General features: G+C 58.5%; 17 protein-coding genes and 1 pseudogene. 7 read left to right on the top strand and 11 right to left on the bottom strand.

The window, feature by feature from the left end; genetic code table 11:
• Window positions 1–9 precede the first annotated feature (9 nt).
• The 5 genes from ACPEH1_RS03900 to ACPEH1_RS03920 are packed head-to-tail and all read right to left on the bottom strand — an operon-like array spanning window position 10 to window position 4,049.
• Entirely contained in the window at window positions 10–555 is a 546-nt protein-coding gene (locus ACPEH1_RS03900) for a 3'-5' exonuclease (protein ID WP_152151148.1), read from the bottom strand.
• Complete coding sequence (locus ACPEH1_RS03905) at window positions 552–1,715, bottom strand: hypothetical protein (RefSeq protein WP_152151150.1); 1,164 nt, start codon at window positions 1,713–1,715, stop codon at window positions 552–554. The genes ACPEH1_RS03900 and ACPEH1_RS03905 overlap by 4 nt, the downstream gene beginning before the upstream one ends.
• Window positions 1,715–2,611: an AAA family ATPase gene (locus ACPEH1_RS03910; protein WP_152151152.1), complete on the bottom strand. Its 897-nt coding sequence runs from the start codon at window positions 2,609–2,611 to the stop codon at window positions 1,715–1,717. The genes ACPEH1_RS03905 and ACPEH1_RS03910 overlap by 1 nt, the downstream gene beginning before the upstream one ends.
• Window positions 2,608–3,102, bottom strand: coding sequence for a hypothetical protein (locus tag ACPEH1_RS03915; protein ID WP_152151154.1), 495 nt, complete (start codon window positions 3,100–3,102; stop codon window positions 2,608–2,610). The genes ACPEH1_RS03910 and ACPEH1_RS03915 overlap by 4 nt, the downstream gene beginning before the upstream one ends.
• A complete protein-coding gene (locus ACPEH1_RS03920; protein ID WP_423715298.1) occupies window positions 3,099–4,049 on the bottom strand; it encodes a CBASS oligonucleotide cyclase in 951 nt (316 codons plus the stop codon). The genes ACPEH1_RS03915 and ACPEH1_RS03920 overlap by 4 nt, the downstream gene beginning before the upstream one ends.
• Before the next feature lie 308 nt (window positions 4,050–4,357).
• Here ACPEH1_RS03920 and ACPEH1_RS03925 point away from each other — a divergent pair, with 308 nt between their 5' ends.
• The 3 genes from ACPEH1_RS03925 (at window position 4,358) to ACPEH1_RS03935 (ending at window position 6,720) form a co-directional block, all read left to right on the top strand.
• Window positions 4,358–5,188, top strand: a complete 831-nt coding sequence (locus ACPEH1_RS03925; protein ID WP_226956571.1) for a helix-turn-helix transcriptional regulator — start codon at window positions 4,358–4,360, stop codon at window positions 5,186–5,188.
• 161 nt (window positions 5,189–5,349) lie between these two features.
• Window positions 5,350–5,958, top strand: a complete 609-nt coding sequence (locus ACPEH1_RS03930; protein WP_152151159.1) for a hypothetical protein — start codon at window positions 5,350–5,352, stop codon at window positions 5,956–5,958.
• A 66-nt stretch (window positions 5,959–6,024) separates the two neighbouring features.
• The gene (locus tag ACPEH1_RS03935) at window positions 6,025–6,720 is read left to right on the top strand and encodes a hypothetical protein (RefSeq protein WP_152151161.1); all 696 of its coding nucleotides are present in this window, start codon (window positions 6,025–6,027) and stop codon (window positions 6,718–6,720) included.
• A 133-nt stretch (window positions 6,721–6,853) separates the two neighbouring features.
• On the opposite strand, the gene ACPEH1_RS03940 is transcribed toward ACPEH1_RS03935, so the two are convergent.
• Both ACPEH1_RS03940 and ACPEH1_RS03945 read right to left on the bottom strand, forming a co-directional pair.
• Window positions 6,854–7,750: a hypothetical protein gene (locus ACPEH1_RS03940; RefSeq protein ID WP_152151164.1), complete on the bottom strand. Its 897-nt coding sequence runs from the start codon at window positions 7,748–7,750 to the stop codon at window positions 6,854–6,856.
• 246 nt (window positions 7,751–7,996) lie between these two features.
• Entirely contained in the window at window positions 7,997–8,311 is a 315-nt protein-coding gene (locus ACPEH1_RS03945) for a hypothetical protein (RefSeq protein WP_423715299.1), read from the bottom strand.
• Between the two features lie 315 nt (window positions 8,312–8,626).
• Between ACPEH1_RS03945 and ACPEH1_RS03950 the strand changes: the two genes are divergently transcribed.
• On the top strand, window positions 8,627–9,955 hold the full coding sequence (locus ACPEH1_RS03950) for a hypothetical protein (protein ID WP_152151168.1): 1,329 nt from the start codon (window positions 8,627–8,629) through the stop codon (window positions 9,953–9,955).
• A 197-nt stretch (window positions 9,956–10,152) separates the two neighbouring features.
• Here ACPEH1_RS03950 and ACPEH1_RS03955 read toward each other — a convergent pair whose 3' ends face one another.
• The 4 genes from ACPEH1_RS03955 to traD form a co-directional block, all read right to left on the bottom strand.
• Window positions 10,153–12,345 (bottom strand): DEAD/DEAH box helicase, encoded by a 2,193-nt coding sequence (locus ACPEH1_RS03955; protein ID WP_152151170.1) that lies wholly within the window; start codon window positions 12,343–12,345, stop codon window positions 10,153–10,155.
• Window positions 12,346–12,349: 4 nt separating this feature from the next.
• On the bottom strand, window positions 12,350–13,648 hold the full coding sequence (locus ACPEH1_RS03960; RefSeq protein ID WP_423715301.1) for an ATP-binding protein: 1,299 nt from the start codon (window positions 13,646–13,648) through the stop codon (window positions 12,350–12,352).
• On the bottom strand, window positions 13,645–15,750 hold the full coding sequence (locus ACPEH1_RS03965) for a TerB N-terminal domain-containing protein (RefSeq protein WP_423715303.1): 2,106 nt from the start codon (window positions 15,748–15,750) through the stop codon (window positions 13,645–13,647). The genes ACPEH1_RS03960 and ACPEH1_RS03965 overlap by 4 nt, the downstream gene beginning before the upstream one ends.
• A gap of 1,648 nt (window positions 15,751–17,398) precedes the next feature.
• Complete coding sequence (gene traD / locus ACPEH1_RS03970) at window positions 17,399–17,710, bottom strand: conjugal transfer protein TraD (protein WP_152151430.1); 312 nt, start codon at window positions 17,708–17,710, stop codon at window positions 17,399–17,401.
• 260 nt (window positions 17,711–17,970) lie between these two features.
• Between traD and ACPEH1_RS03975 the strand changes: the two genes are divergently transcribed.
• The 3 genes and pseudogenes from ACPEH1_RS03975 to ACPEH1_RS03985 all read left to right on the top strand — a co-directional run.
• Window positions 17,971–19,515: a MobA/MobL family protein gene (locus ACPEH1_RS03975; protein ID WP_152151179.1), complete on the top strand. Its 1,545-nt coding sequence runs from the start codon at window positions 17,971–17,973 to the stop codon at window positions 19,513–19,515.
• Between the two features lie 796 nt (window positions 19,516–20,311).
• Window positions 20,312–20,545, top strand: coding sequence for a DUF6538 domain-containing protein (locus tag ACPEH1_RS03980; RefSeq protein WP_423715305.1), 234 nt, complete (start codon window positions 20,312–20,314; stop codon window positions 20,543–20,545).
• A gap of 44 nt (window positions 20,546–20,589) precedes the next feature.
• Window positions 20,590–20,938 (top strand): annotated as a pseudogene (locus ACPEH1_RS03985) (transposase); the annotation flags it as partial.

A 20,938-nucleotide genomic window follows, 5' to 3' on the forward strand; every position in this document is an offset into this window, starting at 1 on the left:
GGCTTGTCGCTACCGTTCTACAGATCGGATTCGACGGAAGAGTTCGGCCTGGTAAAGCGCATCTTCAAGGGCATCGTGTGTCCCTTCGAGCTTAGGGTGAAGCGCCTTGGCTATGTGGCTGGACTTGGTACCTGCCCACGTGCAATTCGTTGCCCCCATGTAGAGCGATTTAATGTCCAGCGCGGCAAATCCGAACGGGTTAGTGGACAGGTATCGGTGGAAATAGTAGTTGACAAAGGACCAGTCAAACGCGGCATTGAAGCCTACAAAGACTGGATCGGCTTCCGCGCCAGCCACTTCCAGTACCCAGTCACGGAAATTCCCCATTGCAGCTTCAGGCTCAAGGCCTGTCCGATCCAGCTCATCCAATGAAAGCCCGGCCACTTCCAACGCCTTAGGATCAGCCTTGCGAGTAGTGGGCTTGAGTTGGCACGAAAAGGTGCGTCCTGGCTGATATGCATCGCAAGCGCCAATGGAGAGCAGTGCATATTCTCCCGGAATGGGGCCGGCCGTTTCGACGTCAACGGAAATGAAAACTTCCAGGTTCTTTGTCATGGAATCAGCGGCTCGGTAGGGACAAGGGAGGGGCGATTCCTGATGGCGTTCCAGTGTTCAAGAAATGCCTTCCGACGTTCTACCGTGCTTCCCGTGGGCTTCCAGTGATGGCCGGACAGGGTGGTGATATCAAAGGGATGATCCGACCCCTCTTTTGCCATCAACATCGTGGGCAGCCCTCGGCCGAGCGCATAGCCGAGTTCGATAAAGCAGTTGGGACGTCCACCTGTGATGTCGGCCAGAACGACCCTACTGCGATGCAGTTTTGCAAAAATCTCCTCGTCGATGCGGGCGTGGTCGTATGACTGGCGGCCATCGACCACCGTCAGTCTGTAGCCCAGCTCGTTCTCCATCACAGGCTGGACGACGTTGTCGAAGAAGCTCTCGACGCTCTCGAAGTCCGGGTGACTCGGGTTAAGGAGCCGCACGACAAAAGCCCGTGGAGGTACCAGCGACTCGACCAGTCCGATCACATCCTTGACGCAATCGGCGACTGCCTTGCGCGACGTGACCTCGATTCGGTTCAGCCAGCCGTGCTCATTGGGGGCTCCCTCGACTAGGAAAAGGCGCTTGGCGTTATTGCTGGTGGACGCAAAATCGAAGATCTTCTGCGAGCCCGTTGTTGCAGATTCCAGCTTGAACGTCAGGGGAACAACTGGCTTTCCTGCGTCATGGTAAAGATTGGCCAAGAAGAGAACGCCTTCACCGCCACCCAACGTAATCAGGATGTCGCCATGGCGAGCCTGCGCCTCCATTCGCTTGGCATTCATGTTCCAATGCGCAGCAGACTCAATCTGCACCAAGTCCGACGAGCGCATCGTAGCCCATAGATCTTCGTACTGTTCCGGGATTTGATCCTCGTTCTTATGGTGCTTTACGGCAAAGACGAGAGGGCCGGTGGCACTCGCAGGCCGCGACGCCAAGTTGTTAAAGATCGTCTTTAGGACTAGCCAGTCAAAGCAAATGGGCAACCCATCTTCACGGGGCTTCTCGGCGTCGATCGGCACCACGAATGCTGCACCGCGGGCCACCAGCTCCTTGACCAAGAGCTCGACGCTCTGTCTCGCGCGCTCCACTTCCTGGGGGGCGGCCGTGCAGGAATCTTTGGAGATGCTCCCGGCAATGTGGATTCGCCGGCCAAGCAGGGAGGGGGGCGCCATTACCGGTCCTCCATGACTGGAGACGGCCGAAGTGAAGTTGCGGCGCTATGGATGTCTTCGAAGGACAGTGGGCGATCAGGAAAGGCGCGAGCCATGGCCGTCGGGTAAAGGCGCGTTCGGATATCCGAGTACGTCCAGCCAGGCTGTTCACCTTGCGCCCCAGTGGCGGCTACAAGCTGCTCGATGTGCTTCGTCGTGAGTGAGAGCCCTTCCAGATCCATCGTCAAAAGTTGGCGGCGCTCGCTGTCGGTGGGACGGGAAAACTCTTCAACCACTGCGGCCCGACGGCGCAGGGCCGCATCGAGTACAGAGAGTCGGTTCGTGCAAAGAATCACAACGACCCGTCCGCCGTAACGACGGAGATCATCGACGCCCTGAATCAGAGTGTTGACTGCCACCTTGTCTTCATGGTGGCTGTTCTCTTGGGAGCGCGATGCTGCGATTGAGTCACCTTCGTCAATGATCAGGAAGGCTCGGCGCGCCTTGCCCGCCGACTGACATACCTCTTGAAACGCTTGATTGAGGAGAGTGCCCATTTCACCGACCTTGCCGCCGCCGCGAACTCGATTACTGAGTCTGAAGAGAAGCGAGTCCTCGGTCCGCGATTCTTTCGCCAAGCGATTAACGACACACTCGGCGGTCGCCGTTTTGCCAGTCCCTACGTCACCATGGAAGATGACCAGGGGGTACTGCTCGGATACGAGGCCGCACAGGGCAATCTTGCTCTTGTGGTGCTTCTTGCTCCACGCATCGAGCTCGCTCAGGCTGAGAAGCAGCCGAAGCTGATCATGGATCCTGTCGTATCGATCATTGAATCCCAGCAGCGTCTTCTCGCGCAGGGCGAGCTTCGGGTCCGGGAGGACGATCTTTGCATCGAATACACTTTCCTGGCTCATCGGCTATAGTCCTCGCGCTGCATTCCATATGAGTTGCTTGAGTAGCTGCGATTCGAACTCAAGCTGAGGGACGAATGGCTGGTGTCTGCGGTTGAGGTAACCCAACCGACCTTCAGCTTGTCTCGCATCTTCTCTCTGGCCGCCTGGTCATAAGAGTCATTGTAGAAAAGCACGATACGCAGGTCGGGGTTGGCCACCTTCGGCCACATGAGCCCACCGGGGCGATTCATTTTGAGGCTTCCAGACTCTGCTTCGACAGTGAAGCGAGTCGCCATTTGCTCAATACCGCCGCTTAGCAGGGTCAGGTCAGCCATGCGCAAGTAGCCCTTGCTAGCCAAGAGCTCCATGTCGTGCGCCCAGTTGCGAGCCTTCGCTTCCGTAATGGCACCCGTGCTCGAGGCGATCATGACCAAGTCTGCTGTGACTCGACGCATCACTGCTTCGATGTCGGCGACAGAGTAGGTATTAGTAGAAGTGCTGGTCTGACTCACGCGTCGTCCTCCACCTTGAATCGAGGTCCAAAAATCTCCTTCCAAATCTCAGTGTCGTTCTCTGCGGAGGCGAAGTTTGCGGTTTCCCAGGCTTTGCTTGCCGCGTCGACAATTGCTTGGCGTTCGGCCTCGGAAATCCTGCTCGCGACGTTGTTGCTGCTGCACACCGGATCAAGGATGACTACGGGATGTTCGAAGGTGGGAACAACGGAGCCGTTCTCGGGAAAGGAGATCTTCTCCTTAAGCCCTGACTGTGCAATGTAGAGCAGGAAGTCCCTAAATCGCTTCTCAATCGTTCCATCCTTGCCATACTTCGCCAGGACGTGAGCCATGATCAGTTCGATGGCAAACGATTTGAGCGGTTTGATGTAAGCATGGTTGCGCCACTTCTTCGCCAGTCGCACCAAGGTTCGGAAGTCTTTGTCGACATCCTTCCGGTCCCTGACAAATTTTATTTGGCAGGGAGCGCAGGTTTGAATCTTTGTCCCGTCATGGATGTCGAACTGCCACCCAAAGCCGGGTTTCGACGAGTCCTCGATGACTGGAACAATGTCGACGCTCAGGCCCGAGCCAATGAACGTTACGGTGGCGGCCTTGCGCTGGATCTCAAAGTCTTCGACCGACTTGTTTGGATAGAGCTCTATAAGTGCTTTGTAGATCAGCTCGCTCAGGCTGCTCAGGGTTTCTTGGTCCACTGAACGGCCGGAGATGTAGAACACCACGTCTACGTCCACCGGATCTTCTGACGTCTTACGTAGGATGGTGTACTTGGCGAAGGAGCCAGCCTTCACGACTTTCGTGATCTTGATCTCCGTCTGGTCGTGCACCCGCTTGCTCAAGGCGCCGATCAGACGATCAACCTGCTGGTGGTACTCCGTGCGCTTGTCCGCGGGAAGGCGCAGCACGTTGCTGTCATAGTAGAGAAGCTGGGTGTTGGTAAGCGGCATGCGGCTACTACTCCATAGTTATATGAAGTCCGGCATCTCGGTCAGCGCAAAAAAGAGCGACTTCGTCCACCAGATCCATGGTTCACAAAGGTTTTTCTGTTGTTTGCATTTCGGGCACGGCGTAGACGAATCGGAGGCCGGATTGCACGTCACGGTCTCTTCACGTAGCATAACTATACGCATAGATACTATGCGCGTCTAGTATTTATCCGGTCCGGGTGATCCACATGAGCAACGTCCAAGAAACGCATCCTAAGCTTCCCGCGCTCGGCGCTAGGTCCGGGTCTCGCTGGGGCCAGGAGCGTCGGTTGGAGTTCATCGACTACAGACTTAGGTGGGGTGGGCAGCTGAATAGGAGCGACCTCACGGGGTTCTTCGGGATTTCTACGCCCCAAGCATCGCTCGACCTGGCCGAGTATCAGCGCCGTGCCCCAGGTAACCTAGAGTACGACTCCAGCGACAGGGTCTACCGGACGTCGGCGGCGTTTGACGCGGTTTTTCCTTCTAGCTCCCACGTCCGCTACCTCGAGGATCTGCTCAGGGTGGCTGTGAGCCCAGACCTTCCTTACGGCAGTTTTCTTGGTGGTCATCCGCCAGTCGCAGTCGTGCCGAGGCCTTGGCGGCGACTGGATGCGTCTGTTGTCATCTGTGTCGTTGAGGCAATTAGGCAGAATCGGGCGCTCAACGTGCGCTACCAGTCTCTTTCGAACCCTGTCCCATCCGAGCGTCTATTGACGCCTCACGCGCTCGCCAGTGATGGGTATCGGTGGCACATGCGGGCTTACTGCCACCAGAAAGGCGAGTTTCGGGACTTCTTGCTGTCTCGAATTCTAGAAGTATCGGGAAGAGAGGTAGATCGCAGCAGGGGAGAGGAGGACCTAGCGTGGTCGACCATGGTTCAGTTGGTTCTGGCCCCTCACCCTGGTCTGGAAGCGGCCCACCGCGCAGTGATCGAGCTCGACTATGGGATGACGGACGGAGAGTGCGTACTAACGTGTCGGCAATCGCTGCTCTTCTATGTTCTGCAGCAGTTGGGACTGGCAGAAGAGGAGTGTGCTCGTCCAGCGACCAGGCAGCAGATCGTTCTAAGGAATCGGGAGGAGGTCGAGCGGCTTCTGCCGCTGGGGGAGGTGAAGTGATGCGCGACGAGCTCGCGCAGTTGGGCTCTTAGTCTCTTTTTCTGCAAGGGTCTCGGGCAGTGGCCTCAGTACTCTTTGTCAAATGACAGATGGTTCTGGATAGTCAAGACTACGTTTTTGAGCTTTCTAAGCTCGGACTAATCACGTTTTAGGGGGATGGAATGAAGATCGGTCGTTGGCTCCTTTGTTTGGCAGTATTCGTTTGCATGGACGCTTGGGCGCAGGGGCCGACTGGCATCGGTTCGCTCCAATTAGGCTTGACGCCCGAGCAGGTCACGGCACTTCCTGAAAGTGGCGTTCATTTGGCCGCTCCTCTTGGGCCATACCAAAGCCCGGGTGGCAGGCCGGTGGAGTTGAAGCCCGGGGAAGAGCGGTTTGATACGAAGATTCAGACCCCTTGGAGCGACGGCCCTCTAAAAGCAACGTTGACGTTCAATGGCGGTACGCTGACTAGCATGTATGTAAACCTGGACGACAGCGAGGCGCTGGTCAAAACGGTGGCCGCACAAATTGAGGAAAAGTTTGGCGCGCCACAGGTCACAGACAGTCGGACCGTGGAGAGATGTCCCAGCTACGCCGGCGGAACGGAAGAAGTCCGGAGCGGCTCGCTCTACAACATCTGGAATCAGGACAAGGGCAATAAGGTGGTGCGCACGAACGTCGGCACTTATGTGCTGGACGGGTGTCTGGGGCGTCGATACAACGAACGCCGCAAGGTGCTGGCGAGCATCAGCGTCTTTACTGTGGAGGCCAGTAAGAACCCCTTCTGATTCGGCGACGATCGTGCGATCGAGCTACCGCCTCCATGAGTCATGGCCACTGCTGGGGATAGTTAAATGATCGATCCATTCGCGCTGCAAGAAGAGGCCTGGCCGGAGTCTGTCGCCTTTCTGCCGTACGTCGGAAAGCACTACATGGCTGGTCCTCGAGGACACCGTGTGCTTCTTTTGGGCGAGTCGCACTACCGCTGCGAAGGCTCGACTGATGACCCTGCGGTCACTCGTGGATTCACCCGCGGCACCTTTAATGACATGGCAACATGTCAGCGGAAAGGCGGCGGAAAGTTCTTCGATGAGTTGGATCGCATCGTCACTTGCCAGGAGTTGCCTCCTGTTGAGATAGCGGCTGATGCCTGGAGACACGTAAGCTTCTTAAATCTCTCGCAGGCCTTCGCCGGGTCTCACGCGGGTCACAGGCCTCGCAACGAGCAGTTGCGCCTAGGTGGGGACGTCTTGGTGAAGACGGTGCTTCCCGTCTTGCGTCCCACCGTCATTCTTGTGCTCGGTCGGACTGCATGGCGCCAGTTCCGCCATGGTGAGGTCGCACAGCGTATTCCTCTCTTTCGTGCCGCGCGTGTCAATCAAGGCGCTCGCAAGCGCCGCTACGTGGAGGAACGCGAAGTATGGAGGTTGAAGTACGAAGGTGGGGCGGCGTGGATGACTTGGGTTTACCACCCGTCCTGGAACGTCGACCACTGGGAAGATCGAGCAGGCGCTTTGCGGCACTTGCTCGAATTATCTGTCCAGGCGTAGGAGGAGAGAGTCAGCAAGCGCTTTGCCCCGTTTGAGACTCGGGTCAGCGTTGCCAGCGCAGCAAATGGGCTCCAATGGTTGCGGACGGCATTCCGAGGCCCTTCGACTGCCGTGGTGGTGCCTGCTGGTCAGGTCAGCTTGGCGTTCGAGGTATCCACTCGGGTTCCCCTGGCGCAGCGTTCAGTGCCGCGATCAGCGCTTCCACTTCGCCGCCGCTGAGATCGAGGGAAAGCGGGGCTAGGCCAAGCGCCGCCTCTAGCATGGGACCATGCGAACCGGTCGAATCTCCTACCACCACAGGGACGAGTGGCAATAGGGCGGGCAGCGCCATGATTGCGGTCCCAGCATCCTTGAAATTCAACCAATGAGTTCCCTCGATCCCGCAACCATTACTAACAACCTTCACAAACGGAACGATTCGCCTATCTAAGTGCACGGTGGTTGGCGACCTCTGGCCTCCAACCTCCTTCAGGTAGGCTTCGCTGAGGTGACGCAACGCAATGGACTCGGTGCCGCCGGATGTGTAGATGAGGTAATGGATCCAGTCAAATTCGCTCAGATCTGTCTGAGCCAGTTCTTGCGGAGTAGGCTCACTCGGCGCCGTTGGCAAAAGCTGAGACGCCTCGTCTATTGTGAGTGGGGCTAGAGTCGCCAAACGCTTTGCTGTCTCAGTCAGAACGATCATCTGCGACCGGCGGTCCTTGGCGCCAGGCTTTTTTCGCTTCTGGGGTACTCGATTTGCGTCGAACACCCAGCCTCCATCTTTGAGTTCGCCACGCTTAGCCTGAAATATCGCGAGGCGCGCTCCGCCGCTTTCGAGCAGCGTCAGAAGTGCGAAATCGGCGCCACTGCCTGCTTCGGTTTCATCCTGCTCCTTTGATTGGTACTTGCTGTAAGAGCCCCACCAGCACTTCGTGGGCATGATGTCTAAATGAGCGGAGACAAGGCTGAGCAGGGTGTTGGAGCTCAGCAGGGATCCAAGCAGCGTGCCGGTGAGCGTTTCCTCATGCTCGCGCTGGGACTTGCTCATTGCCGAAATGAGCGCTGTGGCTAGCTCAAGTGAAGCATGGAGAATATTTGGCACAGCCGTCTCCCAGGAAGAGTGGCGCCATTATCCGTCCGATAAACTGCTGCCGACAACTTGTCCGTCTAGCTCCCAAAGCACGAGCCAGAGGGGTCGATAGGTTTGGTCGCTGCCAAGCAGTTTTCTAATCCGTTTCTTCCAGTCGGGAGGCAGCTTGTCGGTGTTCCACCCTGGTGCGCTACTGACAATTTGCTACAATCTGGGTGAAAGTACCCCACGGCCCCATTCTCTGAGTTCTGCGGAAAACGCCACCCTGTCTGCGTGATTGGCATTGATCCAATGGGTCTGAATCTCTTTGATTACGAAGTCTTCATAGATCCGTTCGGCGACGTAATCCATCCACTCAACCCAGAGCAAGACCCTAGTGCTGAAGGTGCGGCCATCTAGGGGCAATCCGGCGCCGCTGATCTTCCAATCCCCTAGGCCAAACTTGGGGTCTGTTTGCTCGATGGTGTAGCCCAAAGAGGTGAAATAGCGGACGGTGTATCGAATCGATGGGGCGCGCATAGTGGTCTCCGGCCGGCAGACCATATGGCGATATCAAAGGATGTCAAGCCGTTTGCCGGCGTCCTTTTGGTGGCTAGGGAGTCTGATCCTCGGTGGACCGTGTGCTGGGCAGAAGTTGGTCACTTTAAGCCAATTGATTTCCCGAGCCAGGTTCTATCGTAATGACGATAGAAGCTGAATGCGCCTGCCTAACCAAGCGACGGGCGCCTGGCCGAGTGGCTTTGGGCCAGTATCTCCTTTCGAGTTGGCATGACGCCGGGTTGCGCCTGAGGCGGCATCTGCCCCTACAATGCGCTGACGACGGGGGGGCTATCTATGGATGAGCAGGTCGAAGCGGCGTGCAGTGCGTTGGATGATTTTGCATCCGCGGTGGAGCGGACGTTTAGTGGGGTGACCAACCCCCTTCAACAGCAGATTGGTTGGATGGCGCCTGCGCTGACGCCCCAAGAAGTTGCCGCTGTTCCGGCACGATTGGCCCAGCGGATTAGGGATGCCGATCTTAGCTTCGATTCCAGTGATGGTGACGAGCAAGATCAAGCGGTCTTGATCGCCAGCCTTCCGGCCCAGCTCAGCATGCTTACTGGGAATTTGGGCAATCTAACGAGCGGTAACATAGGTCAGGGAGGTTGGGCGTATTTTGAGACGTTCAATCAGTGGGAGCGCACTCTGTTCCCAAATGGGGCTTGGGCCGAGCCGGACCCAGAGACGCTGCCGGGTAGGTTGCGGCGTCAACTGAAGCTAACCAGGAAGGCATTGGATGCCATTGTTGTGGATCGAGAGGCCCTCGAAGCCCAGTTGGCCGAAATCAAGCAGGGCGCACAGCTGATCGGCGACCTTCCGGTCGATGCTGAAATGATTGCAAATGCACGCAAGGACGTTGCCGCAGCACATCAGTCTGCAGTTGAAGCTGCGTCGAAGTCTAAGGTTGCAGCAGATGATGCTGCGTCGTCGTTCACTCGGATGGAGGCATTGGAGGTCGAGGCCAAAAAGGTGCTGGACGGGATCGAGGCCGTGTATCGCGCCACGACCAGCCATGCGCTCGCTGAGGCTTTCAATAGTCGGGCAAACGCCCTCCGGGTATCGGTCAGATGGTGGGTTGGGCTTTTGATCGGCGCGCTCGGCGCCGGTGCCTATCTTGGCTACCTGAGAGTCCAAGCAATCTCCGAACTGACGAAGGACCCGACGGCCCAGCAGTTCATGTCATTGCTTTGGGTTCAAGTCGCCCTTGGGACGCTTTCCCTTGCTGCGCCGCTGTGGGTAGCGTGGCTGGCGACCCGTCAGATAGCTCAGCGATTCCGTCTAGCCGAGGACTATTCATTTAAAGCATCCTTGGCGACAGCCTACGAGGGCTATCGGCGCGAGGCTTCACGTATCGACCCGGACTTTGAAAAAGACCTATTTGGGTCTGCGCTTCGCCACCTTGATCAAGAGCCGTTGCGTTTCATGGCAGAGACTGACCACGGGAGCCCTTATGCCGAATTCTTTGCGTCGCCAATGTTTCGCGACGCCCTAAGGAAGGTTCCGAACCTGTCTGAAGACCTCAGGGACCTGGTCCTCAAGGCTGTCAGGCGAACTGAGAGGCCTGGCAGGTTTAGGCCAAAAGATCCGCCTACCGGGAGTCGGGCAACGGATGATGATCAGTGATATGACAAGTTGAAGGGTCAGAAGTATCGACGTTTCAGCAGGCGAGCTCGTCCGCCCCACGATGGGGCGGAGGAGCTGGGAGCGAACTCCGCAGGTCTTTCACGCGCCCAAAGCGCCACCCGCAGATCCCGTTTCGGGCATTCTTCTACTGAGCCCTCCACGCTTTAGGTGGCTGGACGGGCCTTTGAGGTTGCGCCTCAAGGTCCGGTCTGACTGACAGTCTGATATGCCCTCAGCCAGTCCATGCCCTCAGCTACATCCAAGCGCAGCGAAGCGTAGGAGTGCTTGAGAAGGCGCGGGGGCAGCAGGCCGTCCCATTTTTGGCTGGCGAGGTTCTTGGCTTTGACCAGCAGCTCCTCGCTCATTGGTGCAGGCTGTGACGCGATTGCTGCGATTTCTTCCAGCAGATGGTTGCGGGTCTGCGAGCCTTTGGTGACCTCAACGCCGAGCCGGCCGGCCTGTGCGTTGACGTCTCTCGCGCCGAGGAGGCACGCAATGGCTTCGTTGGCAGCGTCCCCAGCCCATGTGAGGAGGAGGAAATGGCTTCCTTGGTCCAGTAGGACGTTCTCGTCGAGCCCCAGGTGCTCATAGGCGCTCTTGCCTTCCTCCAAGAAGCGGCTCGCCGTAGCGTCCAGAAATGTTGGACGTAGTTCACCGCGATAGAGCGCACGCATCGTCTGACGTATACGGGTATGCACACGCCCTCCGCTTCCGTTAAAGATCGGGGGGCTTCCACCTTTGGCTGCCAAGACGTAAATCGTCTTCTGTGCCTCATCGACCTGCTCCACTAGCCAGGTGCGTCCACCAAAGAGGATGCGCTGGCCGGCCGCGAGCATTTGCGTGATTGGCAAGGTTCCCAGGGTTTTCCCCGCCGCGACAATGCGGAACTCCTCGTCCGCCACGAAAGCAGCGTAGAAGGAGTAGTGATTGACCAGCTTGTCGCCGATCAGCCCGTGGAGGAGTAACCCGGAGCTGTCCTGGGTGAGCACGTCCTGCTTCCCAAGATGGCGCAGGAGTTCTACGAACGATTCGCTTGAGAGCCCTTGGAACGGCGCGCCGGACGCGCACAGCAGCTGATACGCTTGAGGGGCGCGCAGCCCGCCATACTGGGCGATTGCAGACAAAAGCTGCTGCACCAGTGTCGACAGATGAGCGCCGCCGGCGACGGGTGGTTCGAACCACTTGTCGATGAGGAGCAATGCAGAAGCGATGGACTGAACGGTGTCCAGCCTCAGGCGGGTCTTCAGATCGGAGTTGGAGTCGATCGCATCCTCGATGACGTATCCGCGGAGGATAGCCGGCTCGCCTTTGCGGCGACCTGATCGACCCATGCGCTGCCGCAGGCTGGCGACGGAAGGCGGCGTCCCGATCTGAGCCACGCTCTTCACGGCGCCTATGTCGATCCCCAGTTCTAGCGTATTCGTGCAGATTGCGGTTGCTGGGCGCTCCTTCTGCTTGAGCGCAGCTTCCGTGTCTGAGCGAATCTCCTTGGAAAGATTGCCGTGGTGCGGCCAGAACTCCCGCGGGCGATTGGCCTGCTCGCTGATCTCGTTCAGGAGGTGGGTGTAGCGCTCTACCTCGCGTCTGCTGTTGGGAAAAATCAGATTGTTCGTGCCGCAAAGCACCTCATGCAGATGCTTGGCAACGGCTAGCGGTGCCACTTCTTCGTGCTTGGCATCTTGGGGGGCAGGAGGCTCTTCAAACCCCTTAAGTATCAGCTGGAGTTCGTTGTTGCCCGACGGGGCATCGACGATTGCGGCCCTGCCGTCTGAGCGGAGGAAGGACGCCGCAGCCTGCATGTCTCCTAGAGTTGCCGACAGCCCAATCCGAGGGACTCTCCGTCCCAGGACGACCTCCACACGATGCATGAGCGACTGGAGTTGCTTTCCTCTCTCACTTCCAATGAACGCATGGAGCTCATCGACAATGACGAAGGCTGTTTCCTTGAAGATGCCCGCCACAGACGTGCCGCGATTGCACAGCATCGCCTCCAGGGATTCGGGGGTGATCAACAAGACGCCCGTTGGCTTCCTGAAGAAGCGCTGCTTTGTAGTTGAGCCGATGTCTCCGTGCCACGGCCAAACGGGGATATCCAGATCTTCGCATAGGCGATCCAGCCGCCCGAACTGGTCATTGATCAGTGCCTTGAGGGGGCTGATGTAGACGATCAGTCCATCTGTATCGCCGTTCAGAAGGTGGGTTAGGGCCGGAAGGAACGCTGCTTCGGTCTTTCCTGATGCGGTGCTGGCTGCGATGACGACATCGCGATCTGCCGGCAGGATGACCGGAATGGCCATTTCCTGCACCTCCCGCAATGCTTCCCATTGCTCCGCCCATAGGTAGCGCTGGACGCCGGGATGAAGCGAATGGAAGGCGCTGGAGGTGCTCATGTGCTCACAGCTTGAAAGAGGTCAGTTCGTCATCTTCGACCACATCAAGGTCGCCCTGGCCGCCAAGGTCAGGCTTGACCTCGACCGCGCCGATCAAGGACTGCCAGTCGGTGCCAAGATTTTGCTCAAGCACAGCAAGCAGATTGATGAAGGCGGTGATGGTGGTCCGAGGGGTGCGGAAGAAGCTGTCGCCGACGCGGTTGGCGCAATGCTCCATGAACTGATGAACGGCCTCGTCAGGAAGGAGATACTTGGCCTGGTCGCCGCCGGCATAGACGTGGCGGATCTTGGTCAAAAGAACGTAGAAGTCTTCTGCAGTAAGGCTGGAGAGGCGGACCACAGGTCCGCTGAAGTCGACCAGGCCGTTCGTGGCAAAGGTGTTCTGTGCGAGGCGGCTTTGCAGCGCTTGGTAGCTGTAGACACCGCGGCGAGTGTCCATCAGGAAATCAGGAGTTCCGCCCAACACGAAGCCTAAGCCAACTGCCGTTCCTTGGAGCGAGTCGTTGAGCATGCGCAGGAGCTGCTCGTAGTTGGAATTTCGTGCCTGAGCGTTGGCCAGCTTGTACAGGTTGACCAACTCATCTAGGCATACGAGCAACCCGCTGTAGCCGGCGAGGTGGATGAACCTGCCCATGAGTTTGAGCTGGTCATAGACGGATGCGTCGTCAACGATTGTGCGCACGCCGAGCGCGGCCTTGGCATCCGTACGGGTCGTGAACTCACCACGAAGCCACCGGATGGCATCGGATTTCAGCTGTTCATTTCCTTCCTCGAACCCGCGCCAGTAAGCCGCAATGACGTCCGCAAAATCGTAGCCGTTGACCAGCTCCGTCAGTTGTTCCAGCTTGGCGCGGATGACTTGTTCGGTAGGGACACCTTTTGCCTTGGATTCGGATTTTGCAGTAGCGATGAACTTCTCGACCACTGCGGGCAATGCGCCGCCTTCTGGCTTCGTTCGCGTCGCCAGATTCCGCATCAGTTCCGCATACAGCGAACGGGCTTGTCCGCCTGATGCATGAAGCCTGCGATCCGGGTTCAGGTCCGCACTGGCTACGACCAGCTTTCGCTCCATGGCAATGGCGCGAACCAGGTTGAGGAAGAACGTCTTGCCGGAGCCGTATTCTCCGATCACTAAGCGGAAGGAGGACCCACCATCGGCGAGCCGGTCGATGTCGCCGACCAGCGTCTCCACCTCGCGAGCGCGGCCAACTTGTATCAGGTGCTGTCCTGCGCGGGGGACAACGCCAGCGCGAAGAGACTGGACGACCGCGTCGCGGTCTTTAGTTCGAATAGGGTTACTCATTGCTCGATCTTCTCAATGAACTCGGGATTGATCTCCAACGGGTCATCGCCGTCGGAGAAGGGGATGTCATAGGCGTCGAAGGAGGCATCATTGATCTGCTCCAGCGCACCATCCAGCATCAACTCAAGGTCTGCAGCGCCGTCCTCGAGCTCGGCACGCGTCCAGCTCGGGCGAGAAAGCATCAGCCGGAGCAATGCGCTGTGAGACTCATCCAGGCCAAGTAGGCCGTTGCCGACCTCAGGCGTTTCCTCCAGAGATGCAGAAGGAGCATCTTCGTGGCTGAAGTTGGGCTCGTCCTCCGTGAAGATGGTCGCAAGGAGGGCGGACACCTTGGCCGTGTCGCGCTGCAGCGCGGCGATGCGCTCGGGATCCAGCTGCAACGAAGCGGACTGAGTGGACTGGGACTGGGTTTTGCCCGGCCTCGGCGCATGGATGTCGCTGAAGATCCGCTTGGGTTCGACACCTAGGGCCTTGTAGACCTTCTCTAGAAAGCGCACCTCCTCCGGCGACACCATTCCGTCCACTTGGGCGAGAGTTGCCATGGAAGCCGCAATCGCCTCTTTGGTGGCACTGTCCAGCGGATCGAGCTTTTTCCGCAGTGATGGCAGGGAAATGGGCGACGCGACAAGCAAGTCCAGGTGAGCACGCAGTCGACCGTGATCTGCCACGCTAAGGTGAGACCAGCCGTCGATCTCTAGGGAGAGATGCGCCAGCTCCTGCGCGCTGAAGGAGCCGTCTAATTGGGCAACCGCCGAGGCGAGCTGCAGGGTAAGGATGGCTGTTTGATACGCTGCGGCATCTGTTTTGTGCGACTGACCAGGTAGAAGCGCAAAGATCACGATCGGATCGGCTTCAGAAGGTGCACGTGCTCCCTCCAAGACATTTGGCTCCATCCCGACATTCATGCTTTCCAATACCCGGGCTAGATCGCGAACCCTTTCCCGGCCGAGAGGGCCGAGGCTTGGGCCGAACCGAGCGCTCAGCTCTTCCAACTGGATCGTCATGTTGCCTGCTTGGACGTCCTCTGCAATTGAACGGAGGGTGCTTCTTTGGCTCTCAGGCCAAATGCTGGGCGGCAGCAAAAGCAGCGCTTCCAGCGCATCCTTTGAAACGGAAGATCTTCCAACCAATCGGCTGTAGGGGCCGAGCTCGTCGGTACACTGCTGAACAACCTCGAGCAGGCCCTTCAGTGGGGCACGAAGGGCCGTGACGTCAGGAACGTCTCCGAACGTCTTGGGCTTGAGGGAGACGCCATACAGGGCGGGCGAAGCTGGTTGCCGTGCGAACTTCAGCTTGGTGCGGTTCTTGGGAAGCACCATGCCACTGCCAAACAGCTCGTGATAGCGCTCGATAAACAGGCGATCGAACTCATCGGCGCACCGGACTGCCGCGGTTCGCAGCGAAACCTCCGGGTTTAGCCGAATCCAGGCCAGAGCCAATTGAGCAGGGATGGGTGCCCGGTCAAGCGAACACTGGCCCAGCGCCAAGCGGACGTAGAAGGGGAGTTCGTAGGAGCGATCAAACAGGGGAACTGGCTTTGAGTAGAGCTTCTCTTCGACCGAATCCAGCTCCATCCAGTCCAGCAAGCTGTTGGTATATCCACGGATAGGACCATAGATCTCTCCATAGGTGGAGCCCAGCTTTCGGAGGGCCTGCTTGATAGCAGGCCAGTCTTTTCTCGATTCTGGGTCGGTCACCGAATCAAGCAGGACGCGGCGCTCTAGGCCGAAGAAGTAGAGACGGACGTAGCTGATTGAGCAATTGCTGTCGGTTCGGTCCGATGCCAACCAGGTCAGGTAGGCCCGCCGCTCGCTGGGTGACAGCTGAGCGTAGGCCAGCCAGTAGTTGGTGGAGCCTCTGTAATCGCCATATGGAGCGACGGCCAAGACGCTGTTGACCAAGCTGGGCTCGGTGTCGCCATTGGGGGAGTCGAGCTTGACGCCCGTGTAGAAGAGGCCGCCTTGAATGGCTACGCCCCCGATCTCGATCGTCTCATCGGCGCCTAGCCATCGGGTCTTCGCCCAGCCTTCGGGCGGGCGAGGGACGATGAACTCCTTTGAGGGAGTGTCAGAAGCGATGACGACGCGATGCAGTTCTTCCATTCCGGTAGCGGGCCCCGTTGCTGACGGCAATGGTGGAGGGACAGCTCTGGCGATGGCAGGCGGCGCCTGCTGACCTTGAGACGGTCCGCGATCATCGTCAGCGCTGGTCCTCAGTTCCGTCTCAACTTGGGTGGGGTCCGTGTAGGAAGCTCCATGCTCGGCAATATGTGCTTTCACTTCCTTCAAGTTCCCGGGCCGGCTTGCGCCAGTCACCTGGGCCCCATGGGCCGTCAAAGATGCTGCGAGCCTTTGAGCTACGTCTGCTGCTCCGGGAATTTGGACCTGCACCTGTTCCGCAAAGGTCTGGGCAGCCTTTCCTGCAGCAGAGCGTTCGGCTACGGCCTTCATTGCCTCTGCCAGATTTCCAGCTTTCTTACGGGGGGCGGAATGAGTGGAGGTCTCCAGGCTCTGGTTGCTTGGCTCTAGCTGTGAGACCGAAAAGTCCGGGCCTAGGTCGTGCTCATCGGCCATGGCAAGGGCGGCACTGGTAAGAACCCCCGGGGAAGTCCCCGCGTCTGGAGGCGAAAGGGCCATTTCAATTGTGCTTGGGCCGCCGGCCGCCGCCCCGTGAGAAACCGGGCCGGGCACTTGGGACGGTGAGCCACCCAAGCCGGAAGAGTGGAGGGCGGGCGGGCCAGAACCCTTAGATGGCCCGACAGGAATAGCTGCCTCGTCGCGAATCGACGTCGGCCGCCTGACGGGCTCCTTGGGCACTGCCCTGGGCGCTGAGGATTGGATGAGCTCTGCCAGAGTGGGTTCTGACACCGGTGCTGTGGCTGGGGCGACCTTCCTCTCAGCCCGCCATCTGAGCCAGACCCATAGGGCAAATCCTATAAGTGTGGCGATGCCGAGACCGATCCAAATCTCTTTTGGAATCAGCCAAATAACGACCAATACACCGACGATCCAGCCGGCGGCGGATTGCTTCCTTTTTCTCGCCACGTGGCCCCCTGCCTACGGCGCTTCCTTTAAGGCCATAGTAACGCCAGAGGCGGGACCGATGCCCGGCTTGCGTTTCAGGGTAGAGCCGGCTGAGCCACCTGATCTCCAGCGAGTTTGGTCCGAGAGGCGATTCTTGGAGGCCGCTGAATGCGGGCTCAGACTCTTCACGGAGCTGGACCGAAGACTCTATAGGGACGGATTTGATTCGGGAAGCCCTCGACCTAGTTTGCCAATTCAGCGAGCCATCGATTTGGGCTCATGCGGAAAACATGTAGGATTTCCGCTGGTTGGCGCCCCAGGACCTCAGTGGACGTTGCGTTAAAGTAGTCTGGGACACAAGTCGACGAAGTGCTGCTCAAGGAGGATGCAATGGGAAGGCGGAGAGGAATACCAGGCTTTTCTTGGAAACGAGCAAGCGGCTTGTCAGCGGCAAAATCCAAGTTGTCCAGACAGATCGGTGTGCCGCTCACGCGTGCGGGACGCCAGCGAAAAATGGGGAAGGCCTTGGGTTGTTGCGTGCCCGCAGCTTTTCTCATACTCGGGGGATTGGGATCAGCGGTGGGCCTCGGGAAGGTCGTAGTAGCTTGGGCCATATAGGAAAGCCCTGCCCGGGTCCGGACTCAGTCATTCCACATGAAACGTAGAGAGAGTTGACAGAATGGCTGGCCGCTCAGCTTTTTGGCAGCCAGCACTCAGATCGAACGCTTCAATGTAGAGCAGCCGAGTCGTGCAGCTTCGCTTTGCCGACGACGCGGGCATCCTTTCGGATTTCATCATCGATGCGGCTCTGCTGGTGGATCAAAAGCGCGCCCAAGAGTTCTGCGTCATCCAGTGTTTCTGCAGCAGCCAAGTAAACCAGCGCTGCGACACGGCGGCGGCGGCGCGCTTCTTCCTGACGTTGGGCTTGCTTGGCTTTGCTCGCTTGACGTTGTGATGCCAACAGCTCGCGCGCCTGAAGCTGGGCGAGCCGCTCGGTGGCCCTCTGGATGCGCTCATGGTAGTGATTGGTTGCGGTCATGGTGAATTCCTTCATGAGGTTGAAACCAGTCAACCAAAGAAGTTGATGCCGTCAAGATCGCTCGCATCTGAAAATGTACGAACGTGCAACGCTCAATGAGCGCTCAAAAAACATGCTTAAAAGAACAGTGCAAGAGCGCACTTAGGTGTAACTCCGTTACACGTGCGCAAAGGGCTTCGCCCCTTGGACCCCAAGCGGATTCCCGCTTGCGAAGAGAAAAAACAAAAGCATAAAGACTCCGACCAATCACGGAGATCTCAATGGCTATCTACCACACCAGCGTCAAAACCTTCAGCCGTGCGCGAGGCCAGTCCGCCGTCGCAGCGGCCGCCTATCGCGGCGGCCTGCGCCTTAAAGACTTTCAGACAGGACAAGTGCACGACTATCGGCGCCGCGGTGGCGTCGTCGCAAGCAGCTGCCTGGGCCCTCCAGGAGCGCCGCCATGGGCCCTAATTCCAGGCGAACTCTGGCCCGCGGTCGAAGCGGCCGAGCGTCGCAAAGACGCAACGATTGCACGCGAGTTCGAAGTGTCGCTGCCACACGAGCTCGATGCCGAACAGCGCAGTGAACTTGCTTGGGCGATTGCTGACGTGTTGGTAGCCCGCTATGGGTTCGTCGTCCAAGCAAGCATCCATTCGCCGCCAACCACTGACGGTGTGAACCACCACGTCCACATCCTGGCAAGCACACGACGGATCACCGGAGAGAGGTTTGGTGACAAGACCACAGAGCTGGATGGTGGTCCGACGGGGCGTATCGAGGTGGAGTGGGTTCGCGAGGCCGTGGCGTCCACGATCAACTCGCATCTGGAGGCGGCTGGCATCCGTTCCCGGGTGGACCATCGCAGCTTGGAGGAGCAGTCCCAGACAGCATTGTTGGACGGTGATCCGATTCGGGCAACGCTGCTATCTAGGGAGCCTACCCGGCATCAAGGAAAGGTCGCGACGGCGCTTGCCAGGAGAGGTCAGGCCACCCACGTCGAAGAGACCAACCTGTCGATTCAGCAGGAAAACGACCAAGAGTTCGAATCGCTGATCCAAGACGCTGTGGCTGAGGGGCGTGCCATTGGACTTCCTCCCACGCACGATCACCGGGCTGCCCTCGCTGAGCGAGCCAAGCAGAAGTCTGCCGCGCCGTTCCTCGCGGTCGGCGATCTCAGGATTGAGGGAGTGATGGGCATTCGCCTACCTCCCATTGAGAACGGTGTCTTGAGGCCAGAGCGCCCCCCGAGGCAGTGGAACTGCCTCGAGTGGATTGATGTTGCACTGAGAGACCTGTGGGAGATCACCCAGGCCCGCGCTGATTTGGCTTTGGGCGTTGTTAGGGAGTGGCTTGCAGGTGTGCGCCGTCACGTGGTCCGCTTTGGTGACACCGCCCAGGCACACCCGTTGGTCGCACCTGTTGCGGTCAAGATCCGCTCGCTCAAGCAGGCGTTGCTGAGAAGGGGGCGGAGGGAGAGCGCGGTCCGGCGAGCAGACCGTCTTCACCACATGGCGCAGCAGCAGTGGGAGAGCTTCAACGCGGACCACCCACGAGAAGGGAGCCAGTGGTCGCCCAAGGAATGGGCCAAACGCCGAGAGAGGCGTCTGGCTGTGCTCGAGATGCGGTCAATCGAGTTGGCTAAGGCCCAAGAGATGGCGACTCAGCCGGCGCTGGACGCCGCCGAAAGCGACATCCTTCAACAAGCGTCGGAGTTGGCTCAGTCTTGCGATGAGTTCCCCCCATTCGTGTCGCCGTCGGTGCGCAAGGACCCGCTGGTGCCTCGGCCTGGTCCGACATCGCGTCCTTCGGCGCCGAATCCATAAAGCGAGAGGCCCCGCAGTTGCGGGGCCTCTTCTTACTCAGTGCAGACCAGGTCGTCTGCCCAGTTTTGGCTTCGGACCGGGCATCGGCGTGTTGATCCTGCTGCTCCGCCATTGCTCCATTGATTCCGGCATTTCCGGTGGTGGGAGTGAGCGGTCAACGGGCATTCTCAGCGATGTGCCGGCTGCGGGCGGGGGAGTAAAGCCCCCAGGGGGCGTAGTCGGTCCCCACTGCCTAATCAGTTCGGCGGCGACATCCAAAGCATGCCGAACATCTACGTCGCGATCGTCAATGTCCCGACTCGGGGTGCTGACCATGAGGGCGCTGAGCAATTGGCTGGCGATGTGGAGCTGTGTGTCGTGGCGCATAGGGCCTTCCTTTCGTTGGTAGAAAGCCTATCCAAGCACCCATGCCCATAGTCGCCAAATGAGAAATGAGAGAAATTTCACATATCTGAACATCCAATTCGACCATAGATCTCATCCTTAGATGTATCTCCGCCCCTGCGGCCATCGGGCCGCCTTGGTTGGCTGGTTTGCTAGCCGACCGCTCCTCCATCGGTGGGAGGCCTGGTCATCCGGGGAAGCAGTACCAACCGTACCCAAGACTGGCTATGATCGAGGAAACATCTAAAGGAAACCTGTCAAACAGGCTTTCTGCAACGGAGAGAATTGGTTAGATCCGTGGTGATCCGATCCCACTCTCTCCGCCATATCATCGTAAATAATTGATTTATATCATTATTTTCATGATTTGATTGATTGTTAAATGGGACACAAGTCGGGACGCATCTCCCGCATGCGCATCCCTCACAATCTCGTTCGAGCTGCTTCCGGCAACTTCTCTTTCCGCCAACGTGTTCTTGGTGACCTACACGCAGTTGTGGGTCTTAGGCGCATCAAACGCGCTCTAAACACCCCCGACACTAGCTGCGCTCGTATGCGCGCAACCGTTCTCGCGTCAAGCTATGCTCAGGCCTATGGCTTGCTGCGAGAACGGCCGCACCCCGCGACGTCCCCCGGGATTGAGTAGCACGACGGTTTGGAGTCCAATCCTCAACGACAAGGAGATTGGACGTGAAGAAGCGCTTTTCCGAAGAACAGATCATCGGCTTCCTGCGCGAGGCGGAGGCCGGCATGCCGATCAAGGATCTGTGCCGCCAACATGGCTTCAGTGAGGCCTCGTACTACCTGTGGCGCAGCAAGTTCGGTGGCATGAGCGTGCCCGACGCCAAGCGGCTCAAAGACCTGGAGGCCGAGAACACGCGCCTGAAGAAGCTGCTGGCCGAGCAGATGTTCGAGAACGACGTGATAAAGGATGCATTGCGAAAAAAGTGGTGACCGCACCGGCGCGCAGGTTGCTGGTGCGGAGCATGGTCGAGAAAGGGCTCAGTGAGCGGCGTGCGTTGGTGGTTGCACGCATGAG

The organism is Stenotrophomonas sp. NPDC077421 (genome assembly GCF_049545505.1).
Classification (GTDB): Bacteria; Pseudomonadota; Gammaproteobacteria; order Xanthomonadales; family Xanthomonadaceae; genus Stenotrophomonas; species Stenotrophomonas nematodicola.

Excerpts from the sequence above, each read along its gene's own strand:
- ACPEH1_RS03945 (WP_423715299.1), bottom strand. The coding sequence starts at position 8,311 with ATGCGCGCCCCATCGATTCGATACACCGTCCGCTATTTCACCTCTTTG.
- ACPEH1_RS03960 (WP_423715301.1), bottom strand. The coding sequence starts at position 13,648 with ATGAGTAACCCTATTCGAACTAAAGACCGCGACGCGGTCGTCCAGTCT.
- ACPEH1_RS03900 (WP_152151148.1), bottom strand. The coding sequence starts at position 555 with ATGACAAAGAACCTGGAAGTTTTCATTTCCGTTGACGTCGAAACGGCC.
- ACPEH1_RS03935 (WP_152151161.1), top strand. The coding sequence starts at position 6,025 with ATGATCGATCCATTCGCGCTGCAAGAAGAGGCCTGGCCGGAGTCTGTC.
- ACPEH1_RS03950 (WP_152151168.1), top strand. The coding sequence starts at position 8,627 with ATGGATGAGCAGGTCGAAGCGGCGTGCAGTGCGTTGGATGATTTTGCA.
- ACPEH1_RS03955 (WP_152151170.1), bottom strand. The coding sequence starts at position 12,345 with ATGAGCACCTCCAGCGCCTTCCATTCGCTTCATCCCGGCGTCCAGCGC.
- ACPEH1_RS03930 (WP_152151159.1), top strand. The coding sequence starts at position 5,350 with ATGAAGATCGGTCGTTGGCTCCTTTGTTTGGCAGTATTCGTTTGCATG.
- ACPEH1_RS03940 (WP_152151164.1), bottom strand. The coding sequence starts at position 7,750 with ATGAGCAAGTCCCAGCGCGAGCATGAGGAAACGCTCACCGGCACGCTG.
- ACPEH1_RS03975 (WP_152151179.1), top strand. The coding sequence starts at position 17,971 with ATGGCTATCTACCACACCAGCGTCAAAACCTTCAGCCGTGCGCGAGGC.
- ACPEH1_RS03965 (WP_423715303.1), bottom strand. The coding sequence starts at position 15,750 with ATGGAAGAACTGCATCGCGTCGTCATCGCTTCTGACACTCCCTCAAAG.
- ACPEH1_RS03920 (WP_423715298.1), bottom strand. The coding sequence starts at position 4,049 with ATGCCGCTTACCAACACCCAGCTTCTCTACTATGACAGCAACGTGCTG.
- traD (WP_152151430.1), bottom strand. The coding sequence starts at position 17,710 with ATGACCGCAACCAATCACTACCATGAGCGCATCCAGAGGGCCACCGAG.
- ACPEH1_RS03980 (WP_423715305.1), top strand. The coding sequence starts at position 20,312 with ATGCGCATCCCTCACAATCTCGTTCGAGCTGCTTCCGGCAACTTCTCT.
- ACPEH1_RS03910 (WP_152151152.1), bottom strand. The coding sequence starts at position 2,611 with ATGAGCCAGGAAAGTGTATTCGATGCAAAGATCGTCCTCCCGGACCCG.
- ACPEH1_RS03905 (WP_152151150.1), bottom strand. The coding sequence starts at position 1,715 with ATGGCGCCCCCCTCCCTGCTTGGCCGGCGAATCCACATTGCCGGGAGC.